The sequence below is a fragment of the Sinorhizobium meliloti genome, from assembly GCF_017876815.1.
Lineage (GTDB): Bacteria > Pseudomonadota > Alphaproteobacteria > Rhizobiales > Rhizobiaceae > Sinorhizobium > Sinorhizobium meliloti.
In genome coordinates this window covers 87,203-108,194 of record NZ_JAGIOS010000004.1, presented here as the reverse complement: position 1 = coordinate 108,194, position 20,992 = coordinate 87,203, and the positions used below count along the sequence as shown (strand labels likewise).

At 59.1% G+C, this 20,992-nt stretch carries 21 protein-coding genes and 1 pseudogene; 12 read left to right on the top strand and 10 right to left on the bottom strand.

What is annotated here, in order from left to right; translation table 11 throughout:
- Window positions 1-550: 550 nt before the first annotated feature.
- The 4 genes from JOH52_RS34500 to JOH52_RS34480 form a co-directional block, all read right to left on the bottom strand.
- Complete coding sequence (locus JOH52_RS34500; RefSeq protein WP_012881194.1) at window positions 551-1,261, bottom strand: sulfotransferase family 2 domain-containing protein; 711 nt, start codon at window positions 1,259-1,261, stop codon at window positions 551-553.
- A gap of 115 nt (window positions 1,262-1,376) precedes the next feature.
- Window positions 1,377-3,287: a sulfate adenylyltransferase subunit CysN gene (cysN, locus tag JOH52_RS34495; protein WP_012881193.1), complete on the bottom strand. Its 1,911-nt coding sequence runs from the start codon at window positions 3,285-3,287 to the stop codon at window positions 1,377-1,379.
- Window positions 3,287-4,180, bottom strand: a complete 894-nt coding sequence (gene cysD, locus JOH52_RS34490) for a sulfate adenylyltransferase subunit CysD (protein WP_012881192.1) — start codon at window positions 4,178-4,180, stop codon at window positions 3,287-3,289. Before cysD ends, cysN begins: the two co-directional genes overlap by 1 nt.
- A 339-nt stretch (window positions 4,181-4,519) precedes the next feature.
- A complete protein-coding gene (locus tag JOH52_RS34480; RefSeq protein ID WP_017266040.1) occupies window positions 4,520-4,687 on the bottom strand; it encodes an antitoxin VbhA family protein in 168 nt (55 codons plus the stop codon).
- Window positions 4,688-5,204: 517 nt separating this feature from the next.
- Between JOH52_RS34480 and JOH52_RS34475 the strand changes: the two are divergent.
- The 6 genes and pseudogenes from JOH52_RS34475 to JOH52_RS34450 all read left to right on the top strand — a co-directional run bounded on the left by JOH52_RS34475 (window position 5,205) and on the right by JOH52_RS34450 (window position 10,465).
- Window positions 5,205-6,129 (top strand): annotated as a pseudogene (locus tag JOH52_RS34475) (TauD/TfdA dioxygenase family protein).
- A 242-nt stretch (window positions 6,130-6,371) separates the two neighbouring features.
- Entirely contained in the window at window positions 6,372-7,481 is a 1,110-nt protein-coding gene (locus tag JOH52_RS34470) for an ABC transporter substrate-binding protein (RefSeq protein ID WP_234705650.1), read from the top strand.
- A gap of 46 nt (window positions 7,482-7,527) precedes the next feature.
- Window positions 7,528-7,908 carry a hypothetical protein gene (locus JOH52_RS34465; protein WP_127616760.1) on the top strand — a complete coding sequence of 127 codons (381 nt, stop codon included), beginning with the start codon at window positions 7,528-7,530 and terminating at the stop codon, window positions 7,906-7,908.
- A complete protein-coding gene (locus JOH52_RS34460; protein WP_012881188.1) occupies window positions 7,881-8,099 on the top strand; it encodes a TauC protein in 219 nt (72 codons plus the stop codon). The genes JOH52_RS34465 and JOH52_RS34460 overlap by 28 nt, the downstream gene beginning before the upstream one ends.
- Entirely contained in the window at window positions 8,089-9,177 is a 1,089-nt protein-coding gene (locus tag JOH52_RS34455; RefSeq protein ID WP_017265666.1) for an ABC transporter ATP-binding protein, read from the top strand. The genes JOH52_RS34460 and JOH52_RS34455 overlap by 11 nt, the downstream gene beginning before the upstream one ends.
- Before the next feature lie 91 nt (window positions 9,178-9,268).
- Window positions 9,269-10,465 (top strand): IS256-like element ISRm5 family transposase, encoded by a 1,197-nt coding sequence (locus JOH52_RS34450; RefSeq protein ID WP_012881186.1) that lies wholly within the window; start codon window positions 9,269-9,271, stop codon window positions 10,463-10,465.
- Window positions 10,466-10,588: 123 nt separating this feature from the next.
- Here JOH52_RS34450 and JOH52_RS34445 read toward each other — a convergent pair whose 3' ends face one another.
- A complete protein-coding gene (locus JOH52_RS34445) occupies window positions 10,589-12,067 on the bottom strand; it encodes a hypothetical protein (protein WP_012881185.1) in 1,479 nt (492 codons plus the stop codon).
- 343 nt (window positions 12,068-12,410) lie between these two features.
- Between JOH52_RS34445 and JOH52_RS34440 the strand changes: the two genes are divergently transcribed.
- The 4 genes from JOH52_RS34440 to JOH52_RS34425 are packed head-to-tail and all read left to right on the top strand — an operon-like array spanning window position 12,411 to window position 14,570.
- Window positions 12,411-12,701 carry a type II toxin-antitoxin system Phd/YefM family antitoxin gene (locus tag JOH52_RS34440; protein WP_014528082.1) on the top strand — a complete coding sequence of 97 codons (291 nt, stop codon included), beginning with the start codon at window positions 12,411-12,413 and terminating at the stop codon, window positions 12,699-12,701.
- On the top strand, window positions 12,698-13,075 hold the full coding sequence (locus tag JOH52_RS34435; protein WP_014530930.1) for a type II toxin-antitoxin system VapC family toxin: 378 nt from the start codon (window positions 12,698-12,700) through the stop codon (window positions 13,073-13,075). The genes JOH52_RS34440 and JOH52_RS34435 overlap by 4 nt, the downstream gene beginning before the upstream one ends.
- Before the next feature lie 2 nt (window positions 13,076-13,077).
- On the top strand, window positions 13,078-13,416 hold the full coding sequence (locus JOH52_RS34430) for a hypothetical protein (RefSeq protein WP_017271871.1): 339 nt from the start codon (window positions 13,078-13,080) through the stop codon (window positions 13,414-13,416).
- A complete protein-coding gene (locus JOH52_RS34425; RefSeq protein WP_017271872.1) occupies window positions 13,413-14,570 on the top strand; it encodes a site-specific integrase in 1,158 nt (385 codons plus the stop codon). The genes JOH52_RS34430 and JOH52_RS34425 overlap by 4 nt, the downstream gene beginning before the upstream one ends.
- A gap of 48 nt (window positions 14,571-14,618) precedes the next feature.
- Here the strand turns inward: JOH52_RS34425 and JOH52_RS34420 are convergent, their stop codons facing one another.
- On the bottom strand, window positions 14,619-14,918 hold the full coding sequence (locus JOH52_RS34420) for a hypothetical protein (protein WP_234842749.1): 300 nt from the start codon (window positions 14,916-14,918) through the stop codon (window positions 14,619-14,621).
- A 69-nt stretch (window positions 14,919-14,987) separates the two neighbouring features.
- Between JOH52_RS34420 and JOH52_RS34415 the strand changes: the two genes are divergently transcribed.
- Both JOH52_RS34415 and JOH52_RS34410 read left to right on the top strand, forming a co-directional pair.
- Window positions 14,988-15,257, top strand: a complete 270-nt coding sequence (locus JOH52_RS34415; RefSeq protein ID WP_015061204.1) for a hypothetical protein — start codon at window positions 14,988-14,990, stop codon at window positions 15,255-15,257.
- An 84-nt stretch (window positions 15,258-15,341) separates the two neighbouring features.
- Window positions 15,342-15,938, top strand: coding sequence for a nucleotidyl transferase AbiEii/AbiGii toxin family protein (locus JOH52_RS34410; protein WP_020479331.1), 597 nt, complete (start codon window positions 15,342-15,344; stop codon window positions 15,936-15,938).
- Between the two features lie 6 nt (window positions 15,939-15,944).
- Here JOH52_RS34410 and repC read toward each other — a convergent pair whose 3' ends face one another.
- The 4 genes from repC to JOH52_RS34390 all read right to left on the bottom strand — a co-directional run bounded on the left by repC (window position 15,945) and on the right by JOH52_RS34390 (window position 20,837).
- Window positions 15,945-17,159: a plasmid replication protein RepC gene (gene repC / locus JOH52_RS34405; RefSeq protein WP_017265750.1), complete on the bottom strand. Its 1,215-nt coding sequence runs from the start codon at window positions 17,157-17,159 to the stop codon at window positions 15,945-15,947.
- A gap of 196 nt (window positions 17,160-17,355) precedes the next feature.
- Window positions 17,356-18,348 carry a plasmid partitioning protein RepB gene (repB, locus tag JOH52_RS34400; protein WP_017265751.1) on the bottom strand — a complete coding sequence of 331 codons (993 nt, stop codon included), beginning with the start codon at window positions 18,346-18,348 and terminating at the stop codon, window positions 17,356-17,358.
- Complete coding sequence (gene repA, locus JOH52_RS34395) at window positions 18,345-19,562, bottom strand: plasmid partitioning protein RepA (RefSeq protein ID WP_017265752.1); 1,218 nt, start codon at window positions 19,560-19,562, stop codon at window positions 18,345-18,347. The genes repB and repA overlap by 4 nt, the downstream gene beginning before the upstream one ends.
- A gap of 387 nt (window positions 19,563-19,949) precedes the next feature.
- On the bottom strand, window positions 19,950-20,837 hold the full coding sequence (locus JOH52_RS34390) for an ArdC family protein (protein ID WP_017265753.1): 888 nt from the start codon (window positions 20,835-20,837) through the stop codon (window positions 19,950-19,952).
- Window positions 20,838-20,992 lie beyond the last annotated feature (155 nt).

Below are 20,992 nucleotides of genomic sequence, written 5' to 3'. Positions count from 1 at the left end.
ACTCGCTTTCTTCTCTGACGAGGGGTCGGTCCCGCGGCGGAAAGAAGCCAGCGCAATATTCCCAATCTCTTGGAACTCCGCGCTTGAGCGTCCTTGGAGCGGGTGGGCAGTCTTTTCTCTGGATTTCAGGCGTTTGTTGCCGTTCCCGGCGTGAGCGGCGCGTGGCATTGCCCGCGCCCAGGCCTGAGCGATGCCAACGTCCACACTCACGCCCACCTTCAGCCCTCATATTGGATCCTCTCCAGGATAACGTCGAGACCGCTTGAGGACCCGGTTGAACATGGTTGCCCACAAGCGGGTTTCGGTCGCGCTGTGTTTGCCCGTCAGCCGCCGGCGGCGTAGCGAGGCAGTGCCGCTCCGGGGTCCGGCGCGGGCTCGTCTTCGGCCGGGACGAACGATCCTCCTTGCCGGCGGGGGGCCTGATACAAGAAGCGCTCGACCCAGCGCGCCGCGACCTCCGATAGCCGGTTTTCCTAGAGCTTGGCCACCTTCGGTGATACACAGTGGCGTTTCCGCGCCTACGATGATGCTTCTCGTAGCGCACGCCACATCAAAATCGAGTATATCCAAAGAGATCGAAGTCGGATTTAAACAACGTATTTATTCTCGAACGACTGGACGAACACATCTGTGCTGCGTACCTGTATCCGTCTCCTTCGACAAATTGCTCCGAGAGATTTTTGTTGACCAGCTCCGGAACATCAATGTCCACGAAGCGGCAGAATGCAGCGAAATCAGTTTCGAATTCTTCCACCTTCCCGACGAAGTCGACTGCCTGCATAGAATTATAGTGTGTCCAGTAGTTCGCCGGGTGTAGAGGCAAATTTGTATTTCGTCCCACCTCGAAAACTTCGAATTCTTGTAATAGTTGAATCCAGAGATCGAAGTCATACCGCGCATCAATGAGCTTATTTTGATTATCGGACAGCTGTTTCAATACCAAAGCCTTGATCCATTCGGATGGGAATTCAAGCGATGGTTGATGCTTAATATCCCGCTGTAACTGCAAGAATCCCGAGTACGCCCTGTCGTATGGATTTCTGACAAACGCGGCAACCTTGTAGCCTAATTTACTTTCAGGGAGCGTTGCGAATTCGGCGTACGTAAGGTGTTGATGAACTACACGATTTAGAAATGGGTTAAAGTAGAAAAATCGGCTGTATGGGCTTTCATCGAGAGCTTCAAGGCGAGCATGCGCAGTTGAGCTGGCTGTTTTCCACGGTGCCAGCAATACGAATTTGTAGCGATGTGAGATGATCATAAAATGTTGACTCCGATATTGAAACTATCCGGGCTGTAATAGCTCTCGTCGCCGATCCAGCGTACTTCGGCAACAGAGCGTCAGATTTGGGGCCGCTCACCAAGTCGACGTTGGATTACTTCGCCTGATCAGTTCGAACTACCCTTTCGTAGATGATGTCGGCCATTTCCTCAGACGAGGCGACTGCGCCACGGAGCGTAATATCGGGATCCTGCGGCACTTCGAACGGGCTGTCGACGCCGGTAAAATTGGTGATCTGGCCGGCCCGGGCCTTGGCGTAGAGCCCTTTGGGATCGCGCGCTTCGCACACCTCCAGCGGGGTGTCGACGTAGGCTTCGAGAAAGCGGATGTTGGCGGCGATTTCGCGGGCGATGCGGCGCTCGTTGGCGAAGGGGGAGATGAACGAGACAATGACGATCAACCCTGCATCGGCCATCAGCCGCGCCACCTCGGCCACACGGCGGATGTTCTCCACACGTGCCGCGTCGGTGAAGCCGAGATCCTTGTTGAGCCCGTGCCGGACGTTGTCGCCGTCGAGGATGTAGGCATGCTTGCCTTCAGCGGTGAGCCGTTTTTCGAGTAGGTTGGCGACCGTCGACTTGCCCGAGCCCGACAGGCCGGTGAACCAGACGATCTGCGGGGTCTGCCCCTTCATACCGGCGCGGACCTCGCGATTGACGTCGAAGGACTGGTAGGAAAGGTTTCGCGCCCGTTGCAGGCCATACGCGATGGTGCCCGCGCCAAGGGTGAGATTGTGAATGCGGTCGATGAGGATGAAGCCGCCGGTCAGCCGATTTGTGTTGTAGGGATCGAAGGCAATCGGCCTGTCGGTGGCGATGGTAACCGTGCCGACCTCATTGAGCTCGAGCCGCTTGGCGGCGGCCTTTTTCAGCGTATTGACGTTGGTGCGGTGTTTCAGGTCGGTAATAGTCGCGGGCACCACCTGGCTGCCGATCTTTAAAAGATAGGAGCGCCCGGGATAGGCGGGTTCGTCGGCCATCCATACGAGTTCTGCCTGGAACTGGTTGGAGAATTCCGGCGTCTGGCCGGAATGGGTGAGCACGTCGCCGCGCGAGATATCGATCTCGCGGTCGAGGACGAGCGTTACGGCCTGTTCGGCGGCGGCTTCGGGAAGATCGCCGTCCATGGTGACGATGCGCGCGATCGCGGCGGGCTTGCGGGAGGATGAGACCAGAATCTCGTCACCCACCCTGACCGTGCCCGAGGCGACCGTACCCGAAAACCCGCGAAAATCGAGATTGGGACGATTGACCCACTGCACCGGAAAACGGAACGGGGTTTGCGTGCGGTCTTCATCGACAGCGATATCTTCGAGGTAGGACAGAAGCGGCGAGCCCGTGTACCATGGCGTGCGCTCCGACTTGGCGACGATGTTATCGCCGCGCAGGGCCGAGATGGGGACTGCGGCAAGGGAGGCGAAACCCAATTCGGTAACAAAGGCGCGGTATTCGGCCTCGATCCTTGCGAACACCTCCTGGGAATAGTCCATGAGATCGATCTTGTTGACCACCAGCGCCACGTGCTTCACCCCAAACAGCGAGAGGATGAAACTGTGGCGGCGCGTCTGGGTCAAAAGCCCCTTGCGGGCGTCGACCAGCAGCAGCGCCACGTCGGCGTTGGAGGCGCCGGTCGCCATGTTGCGGGTGTATTGCTCGTGGCCGGGCGTATCGGCGACGATGAACTTTCGCCGGTCGGTGGAAAAGAAGCGATAAGCCACGTCGATGGTGATGCCCTGCTCGCGCTCGGCGACGAGACCGTCGACCAGCAGCGAGAAATCGATGCCCTCCTCGCCCACATGCCTGTTGCGGCTGTCCTTTTTCAGCGACGCCAACTGGTCGTCGAGGATCATCTGGCTGTCATAGAGCAGTCGGCCGATGAGCGTCGACTTACCATCGTCCACCGAGCCGCAGGTCAGGAAGCGCAGCAGCGATTTGCCGGTCTGCCGGGCGAGCCAGAGGTCGATATCGGTATCGGCGCAAGGAGCCGGGGCGGTGGCGCTGCTCATCAGAAATACCCCTCCTGCTTCTTCTTTTCCATCGAGCCGGCCTGATCGCCGTCGATCAGACGCCCTTCGCGCTCGGAGGTCCGGCTGCCCTGTATCTCCATGATGATCTCGGCGAGTGTGGCGGCATTGGAGCGGATCGCGCCGGTCAGCGGGTAGCAGCCAAGCGTCCTGAAGCGCACGACCTGCTCGGTGGGCGTCTCGCCTTTATCGAGGCGGAAGCGGTCGTCATCGACCATGATCAGCGTGCCCGAGCGTTCCACCACCGGGCGCGGGCGGGCGAAATAGAGTGGCACGATGGGGATGTCCTCGACATAGATATAGGTCCAGATGTCGAGCTCGGTCCAGTTGGAGAGCGGGTACACCCGCATGCTCTCGCCGGGCGCCAGACGTGTGTTGAACAAGCGCCAGAGTTCGGGGCGCTGGTTCTTGGGGTCCCAGGCGTGATGGGCGTTGCGGTGGGAAAAGATGCGATCCTTGGCGCGGCTCTTTTCCTCGTCGCGCCGCGCGCCACCAATGGCGGCGTCATACCCGCCGGACGAAAGCGCCTGGCGCAGGGCTTGGGTTTTCATGATGTCGGTATAGGCCGACCCGTGGTCGAAGGGATTGATCCCCTGTGCCACGCCATCGGCATTGGTGTGAACGCGAAGTTCGAACCCGTACTCCTCTGCCATCCGGTTACGGAAGCCGATCATCTGGGAAAATTTCCAGGTCGTATCGATGTGGAGCAGCGGGAACGGAATCGAGGACGGATAGAACGCCTTGCGCGCCAGATGCAGCAGCACCGAGGAATCCTTGCCGATCGAATACATCATCACCGGGCGCGCGAAACTGGCGGCAACCTCGCGGAAAATCTCGATGCTCTCCGCCTCGAGGCGTTGTCTCTTCTCTTTCATAGAGAGCGGTCTAATAGAAGCCTTTTGGATAAGCAAGAGTCAGGAGAATATATCGGGATATATATTAGGCGCCGCTGAGAGGGTAGCGGCGATATCATTGCGAACACTCAACCATCTTCAGAATATATGTCAAGATATATCTAGCTATATTACGACACGGCCATTTCTGCTCTGCTCCGGTCATTTCGTCGCTAGGATCATGCCATCGCCATCCCCTAAATGCATCGCAAGCGATCGCATCGCTTGGGTCGGAGCACGAACACGTCACCACAATCGGGTGTGCAACTTTCGGGGGTCAGTTCAGAATGCAGGCGGCTTGTTCAAATCACTGATCGAAGATCAGGCGCGCTTTAAGCGCGCCAGCATCTCTTCTCGAACCTCTTCCGTGGTAATGTCGCCGGAGATATAGCGAGCGTTGGCCGCCTCGAGCACTGGATCGTAAACATAGCCCTGCCCGACGTTGGCAGCGCCTGCCTGTTTGACAAAAAAGGGCGATCTGAAGCGCATTGCAACGCGCGCCTGGCCGTACCGTAAACCCAGGCTGCATGACTCTCACGAAGGCTTCTTTGTCTTGATCCGCTCTATCTCGACGGACACGATCTCCGCCAGCTGCCGCTCCGGGACCGCAGAAGGGCTGCGTGTTTTGAATTCCAACCGACATGAATGGCGTCAATCTCAAGCGGGAGGGTGAGGATCGCCTGCAGGACAGGCGGCCGGCCGGGCGTCGTTGCTCCGTGATTGCTGCGACCCGAGCGGGCAGGCACGGCTGAACGCTGAGGCCATGTGCCGCCTGTGGAGAACCTGAGTTGGATGGCCTTAGAGAATTCGATACCCAGGCGCTAGCAACGGAGATCGTTGTTTCGTGGGTCCATGTAAAGTTAGAACCTTATCTCTATAGATTCCCTCAGATGTCCTCTTTGATAGCTACGTCGGGCATCGGCGACGAGATTTACTCAGTGCCCGGCGGACGTCTCGCTGGCCAGATATGACCGCTGTCTTCTTCTACTATCAACCGGAGATTCCCATGAGCAATCCAGTCCTTGTCAATCAGACCATCCCTGAGTCCGACGTTGTACCGCTGACCGGCCGTGTCGGAGCCGAAGTCAGAGGCGTCCGCCTTGGCGGAGACCTTTCCGACGTAGCTATAGCAGCGATCAACCAGTTGCTTCTGAAGTACAAGGTCATCTTCTTCCGCGGCCAGGAACATCTCGACGAGGTAGAACAGGAACTGTTCGCGCGGCGTCTGGGTGACCTTGTCCCTCATCCCACACAGGGACCGACTGCCGGCACCGCCTCAATCCTCAATCTCGATTCCAGTCGCGGCGGCGGTCGGGCAGACCAGTGGCACACCGATGTGACCTTCGTCGATGCCTATCCGAAATTCTCGGTTCTTCGTGGCGTCGTCATTCCGACGGCGGGGGGCGATACGATCTGGTCCAACACCCACGCCGCCTATGAGAGCCTGCCGGCGCCACTGAAACTGTTGGCCGACAATCTTTGGGCGATCCACAGCAATGCCTACGACTACGCGGCCGTGCGCCCTCGCGCCAGCGCTGAGGAGAAGAAGCACTTCGAGGAAGTCTTCACCTCGACGATCTACGAGACCGAGCATCCGGTTGTCCGCGTCCATCCTGAAACCGGGGAGAAGTCGCTGCTGCTCGGCAATTTCGTGCAGCGCCTCGTCGGCCTGTCCAAGAGCGATTCCGCAAAACTTTACGAGCTGTTCCAATCCTACGTAACGGCCCCGGAAAACACCGTGCGGTGGCACTGGCAGGCAGGCGATGTCGCCATATGGGATAATCGAGCCACCCAGCATTATGCGGTCAACGACTATGGTGACCAGCACCGGGTCGTCCGCCGCGCCACCGTTGACGGTGACGTGCCGGTTAGTGTCGACGGTCGCCGTAACCCATGTCAAGACGGCCAAACCGGCGGCGAAGGCAGCGTGAGCGGCGCTGAACAGGGGGAAAGACCATGAAACTTCGTATCGCCGCGGCGCTTGCCGCACTTCTCGCCTCGCTTAGCTCGGTCTCAGCCGAGGGATTGACCATCCGCTTCGGCCACCCAGGAACTGGCCTTGACAACAGGCAATATTTGCAAGGGGATGCCACGTCCTATGCGCGGGCCCGAGAGCTCATCGAAAAGGAATTCCGCACCGATAAGGACATCAAGGTCGAGTGGACCTACTTCCGTGGTGCTGGTCCTGCGCTCAACGAAGCCGTTGCTGCAAAGCAGCTCGATTTCTTCCTGCTCGGCGACTTGCCAGCAATCGTTGGCCGCTCGCGCGGGCTGGAGCCACGAACCGATCTATCTCGCCGTGCCGATCGACAGCGATATAAAGTCGATCGACGACGTGAAGGGCAAGAAGGTTGCCCTCTTCAAAGGAACCAATCTGCAGCTCGCCACCGATCGCGTGTTGTCCACCCACGGCCTCACGGAAAAGGACGTCCGTTTCATCAATCTCGACACAAGCGCTGCCGCAGCGGCCCTCACCTCCGGCAATGTCGACGCCGTGTTTGGCGGTCCGGAATTCCTGGCGCTGGCGAAGAAAGGGATCGTGAAGATCGCCTATACCACCAAGGGCGACGATCCGACACTCGGCCGCCACACATCCTATCTGGTCACGGCCGCCTTCGAACAGGCCCATCCTGATGTGACGCAGCGCGTGGTCACCACCTTCATTAAGGCAGCCGCCTTCGCCTCCGATCCCGCGAATAAGGACGAGGTCTTCGACGGTTGGTCGCTTTCGGGTTTCCCCAAGGATGCCTTCGAAGGTGACATCGAGGCCGATACGCTTGCCAACCGTCTCAACCCGCTGATCGATGACTTCATCATCGCCCGCTACAAGGACCAGGTCGCCCGGGCTAAGGCCTATGGGTTGATCAAGGGCGACGTCGACGTTGATGCCTGGCTGGAGCCGAAATACCTGCAGCAGGCGCTAAAGGACCTGAAGCTGGTTAACTACTGGTCAAGCTACGACGCCAACGGCGAAATCGCCAAGCTCGGCGATCTCAACAAGAAGCAAAGCAACTGGATATCATCGAGCTCGCCTGCGCCACACGGCGCGGGCGGACCTTTGCCAATGAGGGCGTTAGATGACCTTGACCGCTTCGGCTCCCCGGCCCGTAGAGCAAAGACTGACCAACCTGTTGCCGTTTTTGGCCAACGTGGCCTACACGATCTCTTTGCCACTTGTCCTGTTGCTCGCATGGGGACTTTCGTCGCGTTTCGGCTGGCTTCCTCAGCAGATACTGCCCGCTCCCGAGGTGGTTTGGGCGACCATCGTCGAGCTGTGGCGTGACGGGTCACTCATCGAGCACACCCTTGTAAGCTTGCGGCGCGTCGCCGTGGGTTTTTCGATCGGAGCGCTGTCCGGTCTGCTCGCCGGGGCCGCCCTGGGACTCCTGCCCGTCGTCAGATCATTCGTCTGGCCGGTCTTCACCGCCGTTGCACAGGTCAACATGCTGGCTTGGCTGCCTCTCCTCGTTTTGTTCGTCGGCATCGACGAGGAGCTCAAATATGTCTGCATCGCGTGGTCGACGGCGATACCGGTGATATTGGCGACCAAGCGCAGCATCGCCGGTGTCTCCCCTAACCTTGTGGAACTCGGTCGCGTCTTCGATTTCACACCGATGCAGCGGTATCAGCAATTGTCCTGCCGACCGCACTGCCGTCTCTGTTCACCGGCGTTCGCGAAGGATTGGCCGACGCGTGGCAGAGCCTGGTGATTGTCGAGCTGTTCGCATCCTTCGACGGGCTCGGCTATCTAATGACCTGGGGCCGCCAGCTCTTCCAGCTGGAACTTGTCATCGTCGCCATGATCGTCATCGCAGCGATTGGTCTGTCGCTAAACGCCGTCCTTGGATACCTGGAACACTTCATCCAGCCGTGGAAGACGGAGGCGCGCCATGACCGTTGACACATTACGGGCGCGGCCTCAGGAGAAGAACGAGATGAACGAGAGATACCCATCGCGCACCTTTCAGGTTGATGTCGCGCCGACCCTTGAAATCCGTCATCTCGACAAGAGCTTCACCGTCGCAGGGCGAGAGCTGAAGGTGCTTACCGGTGTGGATCTTTCCGTCAAGTCCGGAGAGTTCGTCACGATCGTCGGCGCGTCCGGCTGCGGGAGGTCTACTTTGTTGCGGCTTATTCTCGGCCTCGATCTCGACTACAGTGGGGATATCCTGGTCGACGGCGCGCCCGTCCGTCGGCCTGGTCTCGATCGCTCGATCGTCTTTCAGGATCACAGACTGTTGCCCTGGTTGACGGTCGAGGGAAATGTCGCAGCTGCCCTTCGACGCAGCCCCTTGTCAAGATCCGCGAAGCAGGAGACGGTGCGCGAGCATATCGAGCTCGTTGGCCGGACACAGTTTACGAAATCCTACCCGGCACAGCTGTCGGGTGGAATGGCCCAGCGTGTTGCCATTGCCAGGGCGCTCGTCAACCGGCCGCGGTTCCTGCTGCTTGACGAGCTGCTCGGTGCCTTGGACGCATTGACGCGCCTCAGACTGCAGGACGAACTCAAGCGCATCGTTCAACATGAGGGGACGACAGCGCTGCTGGTGACGCATGACGTCGACGAGGCGGTCGGGCACCGGATCGTTGTCATGCAGCCTCACCCCGGCCGCATGCCACGATTCTTTCGAATCCCGAGCAAGCACGCCAAGACCGGTCAAGCCGCGAGTTCATCCGTCTGCGGGACGAGGTTCTCGGGCTTTTGGGGGTCGGTGCCGCGGTACTCCAGATACCGAAACAGGCCGGTCTCTTTGAACCATGTCGGTGAAAAGCGCGCGCGCCGATCGCGCCGGCGATGCCACGACGGCGATGAGATTGGCCGCTTCCTGATCGCCAACCATTTACCACGGCAGTTCCTCCGCAAGACACGATCTGCGGACCTGCCGGCGAAGGATGCCGGCCGACGAGGGGAGATGCAGGTGTGGGGCTGGAGCCGAAGAAGTCGGCCCTGCAAAGACCATCAGCGCAAACCTTGGTAGTGTGCTGAAGGTTCTGCAAATTCACTGAGAGAGGCGGTCATGGCAGGCTGGTGATGTTGACGTCACCTGATTCCCTGGAAGGAACGCCACCATGACCAAGACTGAAGGTAAGACAGCCAGCGCCGCCGTCAAAGACATTTTGCTTTCGAACCCCGATGGGCTGCGCGAGGTGATCCGCACGGTGATGCAGGAGGTGCTGGAAGCGGAGATGGACGAGGCGCTGGGAGCTGCGAAAGGCGAGCGCACGCCGGAGCGGCTCGGCTACCGTTCGGGCCACTATGGCCGCACGCTGATCACGCGGGTGGGCAAGCTCGAGCTGCGGGTGCCGCAGGATCGCTCGGGGCACTTCTCCACCGAATTGTTCGAACGCTACCAGCGCTCCGAGCGGGCGCTGGTGGCAACCTTGGCGGAGATGTATGTGCAAGGGGTGTCGACGCGGAAGGTCAAGGCGATCACCGAGGAGCTGTGCGGCCATGCCTTCTCGGCGTCATCGATCTCGGCGATCAACAAGCGGCTGGACGAGAGCCTGAAGGCCTTTGCCGAGCGCTCGCTTCAAGAGCCGTTTGCCTACCTGATTCTCGATGCCCGTTATGAGAAGGTGCGCGAGGCCGGTGTGGTGATGAGCCAGGCGGTGTTGATCGCTGTCGGCATCGACTGGGACGGACGGCGGCAGATCCTGTCGGTCGAGATGGCCGGCCGTGAAAGCCGTTGCGCCTGGAAGAACTTCCTCGTCAGGCTGAAAGGGCGCGGTTTGAAGGGCGTCGAACTGGTGGTCTCCGACGACCATGCCGGTCTCGTCGCGGCAATTGGCGAGGTGATCCCGGAAGCTGCCTGGCAGCGCTGTTACGTGCATTTCCTCAGGAACGCCCTCGATCACCTGCCGCGCAAACATGGCGACGATTGCCTGCAGGAGCTTCGATGGCTCTATGATCGCCGCGACCTTGATGAGGCGAAGGCCGATCTCGCCGCGTGGCTGGGAAAATGGTCGGTCCGCTATCCGCGCCTGACCTCCTGGGTTGAGGAAACCATCGAGCAGACGCTGACCTTCTTTCGTCTGCCGCGCCAGCATCACAAGCACCTCAAGAGCACCAACATGCTGGAACGCCTCAACGAGGAAATCCGCCGCAGAACCTACGTCGTGCGCATCTTTCCCAATACCGAGAGCTGCCTACGCCTCGTCCGCGCGCTCGCCGTCGAAACCCACGAAAACTGGATGGAGGCCAATCGCTACATCAACATGGACGACCTGCGAGAGCACAAGAAACTCGCACTCCGTCAAGCCGCATGACCAGCACGCATGACCGCCCAATTTTGCAGAACTTGACGCACACAACCTTGACTGCTCTTCGCAGCTCGCAGGATCGTCAAGTAATTGTTGAAGCCGGCGCGGGTAGAATACGGGAAAGACCGCCTACGCCGCTTTCGACGCTGAAGGTTTGTTGTCGATGCGGGCGTCAATCAACACAATGTCGGCATGCCCATCGATCTCGAGATCCTTCAGAATGGCAGTGACCCGCATTTTTTCCTCTAACGTAAAGTAGATGATCGCCTTGATCCCGTGTTTCGCGTCGCTGGCGGCTTGGTAGATCGGTAGCTGCTTTTCAAGGTTGCGCCGGAGCGCGGTGTTTTTGGCGAGTTTCATTTCAATCAACGTCTTGTCGAAGGCGCCACGTGATATTTTATAGTCGACCGGGCCGCGGCCGTCGTTGGCTTCTGCTCCGACATCCGATGGGGAGCCAAACCAGATGAGGCGAGTCAGCACATGCAGATCCTGCTCCCGTTGAATGGCCTTACCGTTGTGCCAGAAAATCCGGTGCCCGCCCTTGTTCTCGATGACGTCTTTTAGAAACGCCAGTCGCTGGTGTGTTTCCTCGTAGGTGCCCCCGGGCAAGGTATAGAAACCGGTTACTTCGGCGAGGAGCCTTTGCATTTCCCGCACGTGCTCCTCGAAAACCAAGCGCGTTTCACTCACGCGGTCGGAGCTGATGTTGACGGCCTTTTGGCCGGTCTGTTCCTTGTGTTTTATGTAGTAGTCCACCAGGAGCGGAAACTTGATGAACGTCTTGGCGGCTGCCTCGTCGAGCTGGCGCTGCGTAACTTCACCTTCCGCCGGCCTCGCAAGCTCCTTCTCGAAATAGGCGAAGACCTGGCCACGGAGCTCGGCGTCTGGGATGGCCATTGGAATCTCTTCAAAGTCCCGGATCATATCTGTGCGGTTTATCCAGTTTTCCTCGCGAGTCAGAATGTCCTTGGGCGTCAGCAGCACAAAGTCGTTTTCACGGGCGAGCCACGGAAGGGTATACTGTCGCCGTTGCCAGGTGCCTGTACCGTAGTTGAACATCGCCTTGTTGACCCACACCTTCCTGAGCAGCTTGGGGTCGATGTTGGCGACTGCGAATGTCTCCGTATAGCGGCACAGGAAGTCCATAATTAGGTTAGTGGTGAAGTCGCTGATGTTGTCGCGGCCCACGCCGTCCCGAACTAGGCAAACTTTCTCAAGATGGCTGCTCTTCGATACCTTTTCGGCGCCAAAATCCGCGAAAAGTTCCGCAAGGTTCTCGCTAAGCGAATTAGCAAATGCTCTGCCGAGCCCAGAACCGCCGTTACCGACCAAGGAAAATCCCAGCCAGTTTTGCCGCACCTCCGGAAAATGAAACCAAGCCTTGATCCGGTCACGGTTCACTCTGCCGGCGACGACCTCGTCCCGCAGGAACCGAATATACTGGAGGATGGACTCGTGAAGGTTTTGATACTCCGCGTTCGAGCTATGGAAGAGCAAAAATGGGTCAATGAACAAGGGGAGATCGTTGATGATCGACACATTGAACGCGCCGTAGTCGTCTACGGAATCGCGACTTACGCCGAAGTATTCGTGAAAATAGGTAGCCATTCCTCCGCCCCCTCGCTGGCCCAGTTCCCACCATTACTGCATTAATTTCACGACCTTGGGTAGCCAGACCTGCACCCCTGCTACCGTCACCGAATTCATTGACCGGCACTTCGTCAAAGGCCAAGACGGGAAGGTTCTACGTATCGTTAAGCACGTGAATTGACGCCTCAAATTTCACAAACGGAAGCTATCCCGCCTCATGCTTCCGCCACACGGACGCCGATTTCCCGCATGCGATCATTATCGATAGTATTCAAGTATCGATAGTGCGATGTACATCGTGGTTGTACGCTTCTCAAACCATTGATATGGTGGCCATACGCGTCGAACGACGGAGGCCCTGATGCCCCAGACCACGTACAAGATCAGTGAAGCCCGCAAGCATTTCGCCGAGGTGCTCGAACGCGCCAACCAGGGCGAGGAAATCACGATTATGCGCGGCAACGAAGTCTATGCACGCATCGGGCCGGCCGATGGCGGAAAACGCCCCTTCGGCCTCCTTCGCCAGCGCGGTCTGCCTGATGACCTGTTCGACGAGGTCGACGCTGAGCAGGCTGCAATCGACGCCGGCGACTGGAATGACGATGTCGGCATCTGGCGGGGCGGACCCGACGGCCGCGAGACCTCCAAATGAAGGTGCTGCTCGACAGCCACGCGGTCTACTGGTGGACAATCGGCAGTGACCGCCTTTCCTTAACGGCACGATCGCTGATTGAGGACAAGGCAAACACCATCCTTGTCAGCGCTGTCTCCTTCTACGAGCTGGACAACAAGATGCGGCTGAAAAAGCTTGATCTCAAACCACAGGAGTTGCGTGCCGCAGTCTCGGTTAGCGGTTTGCAGACCCTTGCCATCACCGATTTGCATGCCGAACTGGCGGCCGCTTTCGAATGGGATCACCGCGATCCGTGGGACCGCATACTCGCCGCACAGGCGCGGCTCGAACATTGCGCCCTTGTTTCAGTCGACGGCGCCTTCGATGCGGTGCTGCATGAACGGGTTTGGTAGCGATGCCGATGAAGATATTCATAGACGTCGAGGAGGCGGCAGAACGGCTGGAAGAGCTGATCGATTTGGCGTGCCGGCAGGACGAAGTCTATGTGTGCCGGGCCGGATGGCCTATAGCTCAGCTCAGCTTCTTTTCGGGAGGGGATGATTCCCCCTCAGATGAAATCGCAGGGACTCTTCCTGACACGGCCCACCGCCCGGGCAGCAAACTGGTTGAGGATGGAAAAGTCTCTTCGGTCGACGCGGTTTGGATGCTCGCTGCGGAAGGAAAGCCGAGGCGGGAACATGATATGACGTCGGCGCACGATGATCTCTATGACGAAGACAGGCTGCCGCGATGACGATCGTGCCATCGACACCCATTGCCAGCCGCGCCGAAGAACTCGACGCGCTCGACGCCATCCTGCCCTTCGACCGCCGCGACCAGCTCGCCGCGCTGCTGACTGACGACGACGTCGCCACACTCAAACACCTGGCGCAGGAGGGCATGGGCGAGAATACGCTACGCGCGCTGGCCTCCGACCTCGGTTACCTCGAGGCCTGGTGCCGCCTCGCCACCGGTGACCCCCTCCCCTGGCCGGCGCCGGAAGCACTGCTCCTGAAGTTCGTCGCCCATCACCTCTGGGATCCGGTCAAGCGCGCCGAGGATTCGAGCCATGGCATGCCAGCGGATGTCGAGGTCGGATTGCGCGCCGAGCGCCTGCTCAGGGCCGACGGGCCACACGCGCCGGGCACGGTGCGGCGGCGGCTGACCTCCTGGTCGATCCTCACCCGTTGGCGCGGTTTCACCGGCGCCTTCGGTGCACCGTCGCTGAAGAGCGCAGTGAGGCTGGCGGTCAAGGCGAGCAACCGCCCGCGCCAGCGCAAGAGCAAGAAGGCGGTAACCCTCGATATCCTGACGAAACTGCTTGAGGCCTGCGCCGGTGATAGACTTGTGGATGCACGCGACCGGGCACTGCTTTTAGCCGCCTTCGCTTCCGGCGGCCGGCGCCGTTCGGAAGTGGCGGCGCTGCGCGTCGAGGATCTCGCCGACGAGGAGCCGGTGCGCGCCAATCCCGCCGACGAAAACTCCCCTCCCCTGCCCTGCCTGTCGATCCGCCTCGGCCGCACCAAGACGACGACCGCCGATGAGAACGAACATGTGCTGTTGATCGGCCGGCCGGTGACCGTGTTGAAGCGATGGCTGTCCGACGCGCAAATCAAGGACGGCCCGGTGTTCCGGCGCATCGATCAGTGGGGCAACATCGACCGACGGGCGCTGACGCCGCAGTCTGTCAATCTGGTCCTGAAAGCACGCTGTGAACAGGCCGGCCTTGATCCGGCGCTGTTTTCGGCCCATGGGCTGAGATCCGGCTATCTGACCGAGGCTGCCAACCGCGGCATCCCTCTTCCAGAGGCGATGCAGCAGTCGCTGCACAAATCGGTGACCCAGGCGGCCAGCTATTACAACAATGCGGAACGAAAGAATGGACGGGCGGCCCGGCTGATCGTCTAAGCGTAACTAAGCCCCGAAGACTGCATCGGCTCGGTTCTCAAACGACCCCTATTCTTCCGGCTCCGCTTCCGCCGCCGATCTATCGTGCTCGTCAGCACCCGATGCTGCCCTGCCCCAGGCCTCAGCACGCTGCATCGGCGACGCCATCTCTTCCCTCAAGCTATGCGAGCGTTGCAGGTCGGCGGCGTGCTCGGCGTTCTGGCGGGGATCGTAGAACACGCCGATCGCCTCGCCGGCTGCGTGTCGTGCCGCCTCCAGTTGTGCTTTCAAGCTCTCCAGCTCGGCCTGGCCTGCGCCGTCGCGTGCGGCCCCGACAGAACTCAAGTTCGCCGGAGTCGACCTCCTCACCTGCGATCCTTGTTTCGCAAACATCGCCGCGGTATATGTAGAATTCCAGGTGTTCTATGGTTCAGGAAGATGTCGATCGTTGCAGTAAAGGTTCTGTCCACTGTCAACGCCCCTTATGGGACGACCCTTTCGGCTGAGCAGCTGGCGGCGAAGATTTCCGATCCTGCCAGCGCAGTCTCTTTCGATCCTTCAGCATTTTCCTTCTTTTCCGAGGTCGACGAAAGTCTTCAGATCTCGTTTCTGGACGAAATGCACGTTGATCCCATGGCCGCCTCCGATCTAGCGCGGAAGTTCTCGGCACTTGCTGGCTATTCCCTCCCTTTGGCGCGGGCGGCGTAGTTGGTCGAACACCCGGTCAGCAGATGGAGCGACCTGTTTGAACAGGCTTGCCGCATCATCGAACAAGCAAACTCCGAACTTGCTATGATCGACAGTTGGACTTTTGGGGGCGGTACAGCCCTGATGCTCCAGATCGATCACCGTGAGAGTTTCGACGTCGACATCTTCCTCGATGATCCGCAACTTCTGCCATACCTGAATCCGAAGACACAGGGATACGCTCTCGACATCAACCCTGACGGCTATGAGTCCGATGGATCGCGGACATTGAAGATTGTTTTCGAGAACGTTGGCGAAATCGACTTTATCTGTGCCCCTAGCCTGACCGGCAATCCGACGGTGAGAGCGGAGGTGCGCGGACGACACGTTCTGCTCGAGACCCCCGGCGAGATCATCGCCAAGAAGGTTTACTACCGCGGTGCCGCGATGCAGCCCCGCGACATGTTCGACATCGCTTGCGTCATGAAAACTCACGGCGTGGAGTACCTCGATGAGGCCTTAAAGGCCTTCCACGATAAATGCGAGGCGGCGCTAAAAGTTGCTCGCCAGATGAACCCGCGGTTCGCGGAAACCATCATGACGAGACTTCTGTACCGAGAGGGCTTCTCCGATATTCCGCGCGTGGCTCAGTCAATGACGATTGAACTCCTGGAAACCATCTGCACTGGCGCAAAGACGTAGGGGACGCTACGAAGCCTTACGGCCCGTGGCGCCGTTCGCCCGCAACAACGCCATCAACATTGGCCCAAGCGAGAACTCGCCGCAGGTAGCCTTGCGTGTCAGATTGCGCAAGTAGCCGCCGGCGTTCTCTATGTGCCCTGCCCTTTCGAGGATACAGGCGACAACCGCCGCGGCGTTCTGCGGTCCAAGGATCTCGCAGGCGTCCTGATAGGCGCTGGGGCTGACGCCGAGCATCGATCGGACAACCACCGCAGCCGACATCAGGTCTCGCCAGCTTTCGACATTACCGCTCGGCCCATAGTCGCGGATACCTGGGCATGCCTGCAGCACCATACCAAGCGGAAATGCCTTTGTCGGCTCTTTTGTCGGCCGGATGGCTTGGCTCGATTTCGCCCCCTGCTCTTTTCCGGAGCTAGGTTCAAGTTCATTGCTGGATTCGGTATTTGAATTCTGTAAGTGACGTTCATTTTGAACAGCATTGCTGTCCATATTTTCGGAATTTTCCTGAATTTCCAGCCGGTTGATGATTTCCTCGCGCAGCATCTCCATTTCCTCGAGGATTTGCTGTAGGTCGGCAACCGTCGGCGTGCGGGGGATACGCCCGGTCAGGCCGAGGAACATCTCCTCGATGTGTCCCCAGTCGCCGGCAGCCCCCTCCTCTGCCGCAGCGCTGATCAACTTGCGGACGTCGCGCCGGCAGATCGACAGCGCTTCCTTAGTGATGCGGAACCGCTTGCGCTCGGCCGCCACCTGCTGCGCGGCGTGCGCGAGCTCCTCGGCGCGCGCAAGCAGCGGCGCTAGGCTGAAGCCGAACGCCTCTTCGATTCCGCCAGTTTCGTCCTTCCGGGCGTAGCGCTTACCGTTGGCGCTGTCCTTGCGCTGGATCAGGCCGGCGTCGACAAGCGCGGCAAGATGCCGGCGCAGAGTCGTGCCGGCGATGCCGTGTGCGCGGACCGAAAGCTGGTCGTTCGACGGGAATACAACGAGACCCCGCTCCTCGCAAAGCTCGTTGTCCGGGTAGAACGTCAACAGCGCATCCAGGACCGCCAGAGCACGGTCCTGGATGCCGAGCACCGCCCTCGCATCGCAAGCGTCGTGAAACACCTTCCATTTGTCGGCTTTCTTGCCGGCTTTTATTTCGGCCGTCCGCATCTGCCCTTTAATTTGGGCAAGCGTAACCGACCGCCGCCCGAAGGGCGTCGTCACATTTCCAACCTGCATTTCCTTCACCTTTCAGAAGGCAAAAGAAATCCGCTCACCAAAAACGGCGCCAAAGACTCTTGACGGGGATTCGGGGAAATGCGATTCTCAGATTGCTTAGATATGAGAGAGGCTTCCACGACGGCGACGTTTGGGGGGCCTTTTTCTTTTGCGGTTCTAATCTCCTACTTGCTCCGATTGTCAGCTGACAATTTAATCAGTCCGCTGATGTTCCGTGTTTTTCCTGCTCAAACCTCGCAACTAACTCATGCATGTGTGAGGAAAGGAATTCTGCGAACTCTGCCGATGTCACCGTGATCTTCGAACCGCGGGCATTGCGTTCGATTGATGCGAGAGGTAAGCCTTTTTTGGTTCGCACCGCTTCGACATCCTTCGATCTTTTTTCGGTTGCCGTCATAGCTTTCCATAGACGATCGAATCGCTTGTTGGTCTCGTCCGCCGAAAAATCAGGCGCCTCAATTTCCTTCTCGAGCCGTTTGGTCGACTCGCTATCCTTCAGCCTCTCGGCGAAAGCCAGCCAGCGCGGCCGCCCGACTTTCGGGGCCGGGCCTACAGCCAGGATAATTTCAGATGGGACACCTTCAGCAACTTGCAACAGCCGGGAGATCTCCGGCTTGTCGACAGACAATGCCTTGGCAATCGTATCGCGGTCGAACCCGTGTTCTTCCAAACGGCGTGCAAACAGAGCCCGTTCAATGAAACTGAGGTCAACACGAGGGCCGTTCTCCTGGCCCTGTGCGAGAATGACTTGCTCATCAGTCAGGTTACGAACAATCGCCTTGACGGGCCGGCCGAGGTCGGCTGCAGCACGCAGACGTCTGTGGCCGTATGCCGCCTGATAGTTGCTCGTCCTAGTGGGGTGCGGCCTGACGAGGATGGGCACCTGCTGGCCGCTGTCTGCGATCGACGCCTTTAGCTCGTCAAATTGCGGATCCCCTTCGAGCGGTATGCGATCCCGAATAAATGAGACCTCTACGAGAGCGGGATTGAGTTCAACGACCTTGTCGCCCGCAGCGATCGCCTCGCGCAATTCCTTGGCCGCCGCTGCCTCTTCATTCAAACGCCCGAGCGACAGGTTCATCGCACGGACAGCGCCGGCTGGCTTGTGTGCCACCGGCGTTTGCGGAGCTTCCGTCTTGGTGTGCTCGGCCGAGTTCACCATGCTCTTGAGAATGTCTCTGCCTTTCATGCCCTACCCCATGCAGTTCGGATGAGCGCCTCGACTTCGGAGTTCACGCTGTCCATAGCTTCAACGGCCCTGTCGTAGGTTTGTCGGTGCATCGTTTCGCGGCCCGCCTCGTAGATCGTCTGCTTGGATAGGCCAGCGTCAGAGACAGCGGTCGACTTGACCATCATCGAAGTCAGAACGCGTTCGCCAAAAAGGCTTCTGAGAAACGCAACGATTTGTGCCTGAGGCCCGTCGTTGGGTTCGTACCTGGTCACTAGGTACCGCATCCAGTCGTAGTCAAGATTACCTCCGGCCTCCTTCACCACCCCGAGCAGATCCGAGGTCATCGATAGGAACTGGTTCATCGATGCGACATCGAGCATTTGCGGGTGAACGGTGATCAGCACCGAAGTTGCCGCACACAGTGCCGAGAGCGTGAGGAAGCCAAGTGTCGGCGGGCAGTCGATAACTACGACATCGTAGCGATCCTCTAGATCCATGAGCGCATTGCCGACGCGCATGAAGAACATGTCGGTATCGGCCGAGTCCCGAGATGCGAGCGCCCGCGGCGTGTCGTGCTCAAACTCGTGAAGCTCCAGGTTCCCCGGTATCAGGTCCAAACCGGCGAAATAGGTTTGCCGGACCACCTCCCCTACTGGCCGCCGTTCGGCGTCGTAACGGATAGCACCGTAGAGCGTCTCATTGTCGTTCACATCAAACTCAGGCTGGAAGCCGAGCATGGCTGACATGGAGGCTTGAGGATCGAGGTCGACCGCCAAAACACGATAGCCGCGCAAGGCAAGATACTGGGCCAAATGCGTTGTGGTCGTTGTTTTGCCAGACCCGCCTTTAAAATTGGTCACCGCGACCACCTGAACGTGATCGCCTTCGCGGCGGCCGGGCAAGTACGCTGGCTTCGTTCGTCCGAGAAGCTGCCGGATCATGTTCACTTCTTCAAGCGAGAATGTCCTTCGACCTGCCGCAGTCTTTTCGGATGTGACGGCCTCTTCCTGCGAGGCGATGTGACGAACGTAGCTGTCAGTGACACCGAGAAGCTTTGCGGCTTCCGTGCTACTGAAACGCCGCAGCGTTTTACTGGCGTTTGGCGAAAAGAGCTTCTCGAATAAGATCTGCAGCTGGCCACTAAGCGAGGCCGAGTCGTGCGCTATCGTTTCGTCGATTGAAACACGGGCACGCTTCTGTCGGTTTTCAACAATCGCAGCTTTCGTCGCCATTCACGCAAAATCCAAAAATTCAATGAAGTTTCCGCAAATGATCTTGAAACACGGGTTCGCGTCAAGGAGTTTTTAGTTAACTGAGATTAACGGTTGCGGCGAATCCGCCACTGTGTGTAATATCAAAGACTTACATGAATTGTCAGTTGACAACTCCAGTAGAGAAACTGAGCTTAAGCCGCCGCAAAATTGGACTCTGCGACCGAATCGGTTGCAGGCGTTGCGACTCGCCAATGTATCTGACAGCACGAAGCGACCGGTACTGGCTGGTCACGAAGCGACTATCCTCTCCAGGAATAGCGTTCTTCCAAGGTGGCTTGGCGACTCCCGATGTCGCAGAAGCGGTCGCTCGATGGCGTGCCAAATGAAGCGGAGGAGCGAACGCCGCTAAGCGGCGGCCCTGCGCTGCTTCCGCGCTTGCAGCCCGTGCAGATAGTCGGCTGCTGCCTGAGCCTTGGCGGCCGCGGTGATGATCGCCCGCTTGTCGTTCTTCAGCACCTTGAGCCAGCTTTCCAGATAGGTTGCGGTATTGTCGCGAGGATCGTGGGCCACTCCAAGATCAGCGCAGAGGAACGCAGCCGAGAGCTCGGCAACCAGCTCCTCGACGGCGTAGCTTTCACTGCCGAAACGGCCGCTCAAGTCACGGTCCAGGCGATGCTTTGCGCCTGACCAATGCGACATCTCGTGAAGCACGGTCGAGTAGAGGTGAACCTCGTCGACGAAGCGTGCCCGATCGGGCATGAGGATGTCGTCAGGGGCGGGACGATAGCAGGCGGTCGTTCCGCCGTAGGTGATCGCTGCGCCGGTGTTGCGGACGAAGGTTTCGACAGTCTCAAGATGCGGAACTGGCGTCGCCGGCAGCTCCTCCGCCGGTCGATAGAACGGGTCTGGAAGGTTCTCGATCTGCTCGACGTTGAAGACCGTGTAGCCCTTGAGATAGGGAATTGCGCGTTCGTCGTCATCCTCGCGCTCATTGGGGGTGAAGGTGCCGTACTTGACGACGAGGGAACCTTTCTCGCCCTTTCGGACCTGGCCGCCGAGATCTTGAGCTTGGCGGTAGGTCATCCAGGTGTTTTCCTCATAGCCGGCGAGCTCGCTTGCGAGCCACAGCATCAGGACGTTGATCCCGCGATAGGCTTCGCCGGTGGCGCGGCGCGGGACGAGGGAGCCGCGGCTGTTTCCGCGCCAGGGCCGGATCCACGGCTTTGTGCCGGCTTCAAGCTGCTCGATGATGGTATCGGTGATGCCCTGGTAGGTGTCCTTGATGCTCTGCATTGCCGTCTCCTTCCGTTGGTTGACGGCAAAAAACGGAGATAGCCGAAGCGAGCCGATGCACCCGAAGGGCCGCAACACAGTGGAGGACCGCCACAGCGGTTGAGTGGGGGAGGGGCTATTGTAGCTTGTCCGGCAAATCACCCAACGGAAGGGGA

Excerpts from the sequence above, each read along its gene's own strand:
- JOH52_RS34500 (WP_012881194.1), bottom strand. The coding sequence starts at position 1,261 with ATGATCATCTCACATCGCTACAAATTCGTATTGCTGGCACCGTGGAAA.
- cysN (WP_012881193.1), bottom strand. The coding sequence starts at position 3,287 with ATGAGCAGCGCCACCGCCCCGGCTCCTTGCGCCGATACCGATATCGAC.
- cysD (WP_012881192.1), bottom strand. The coding sequence starts at position 4,180 with ATGAAAGAGAAGAGACAACGCCTCGAGGCGGAGAGCATCGAGATTTTC.
- JOH52_RS34480 (WP_017266040.1), bottom strand. The coding sequence starts at position 4,687 with ATGCGCTTCAGATCGCCCTTTTTTGTCAAACAGGCAGGCGCTGCCAAC.
- JOH52_RS34455 (WP_017265666.1), top strand. The coding sequence starts at position 8,089 with ATGACCGTTGACACATTACGGGCGCGGCCTCAGGAGAAGAACGAGATG.
- JOH52_RS34450 (WP_012881186.1), top strand. The coding sequence starts at position 9,269 with ATGACCAAGACTGAAGGTAAGACAGCCAGCGCCGCCGTCAAAGACATT.
- JOH52_RS34445 (WP_012881185.1), bottom strand. The coding sequence starts at position 12,067 with ATGGCTACCTATTTTCACGAATACTTCGGCGTAAGTCGCGATTCCGTA.
- JOH52_RS34440 (WP_014528082.1), top strand. The coding sequence starts at position 12,411 with ATGCCCCAGACCACGTACAAGATCAGTGAAGCCCGCAAGCATTTCGCC.
- JOH52_RS34435 (WP_014530930.1), top strand. The coding sequence starts at position 12,698 with ATGAAGGTGCTGCTCGACAGCCACGCGGTCTACTGGTGGACAATCGGC.
- JOH52_RS34430 (WP_017271871.1), top strand. The coding sequence starts at position 13,078 with ATGCCGATGAAGATATTCATAGACGTCGAGGAGGCGGCAGAACGGCTG.
- JOH52_RS34425 (WP_017271872.1), top strand. The coding sequence starts at position 13,413 with ATGACGATCGTGCCATCGACACCCATTGCCAGCCGCGCCGAAGAACTC.
- JOH52_RS34415 (WP_015061204.1), top strand. The coding sequence starts at position 14,988 with ATGTCGATCGTTGCAGTAAAGGTTCTGTCCACTGTCAACGCCCCTTAT.
- JOH52_RS34410 (WP_020479331.1), top strand. The coding sequence starts at position 15,342 with ATGATCGACAGTTGGACTTTTGGGGGCGGTACAGCCCTGATGCTCCAG.
- repC (WP_017265750.1), bottom strand. The coding sequence starts at position 17,159 with ATGCAGGTTGGAAATGTGACGACGCCCTTCGGGCGGCGGTCGGTTACG.
- repB (WP_017265751.1), bottom strand. The coding sequence starts at position 18,348 with ATGAAAGGCAGAGACATTCTCAAGAGCATGGTGAACTCGGCCGAGCAC.
- repA (WP_017265752.1), bottom strand. The coding sequence starts at position 19,562 with ATGGCGACGAAAGCTGCGATTGTTGAAAACCGACAGAAGCGTGCCCGT.
- JOH52_RS34390 (WP_017265753.1), bottom strand. The coding sequence starts at position 20,837 with ATGCAGAGCATCAAGGACACCTACCAGGGCATCACCGATACCATCATC.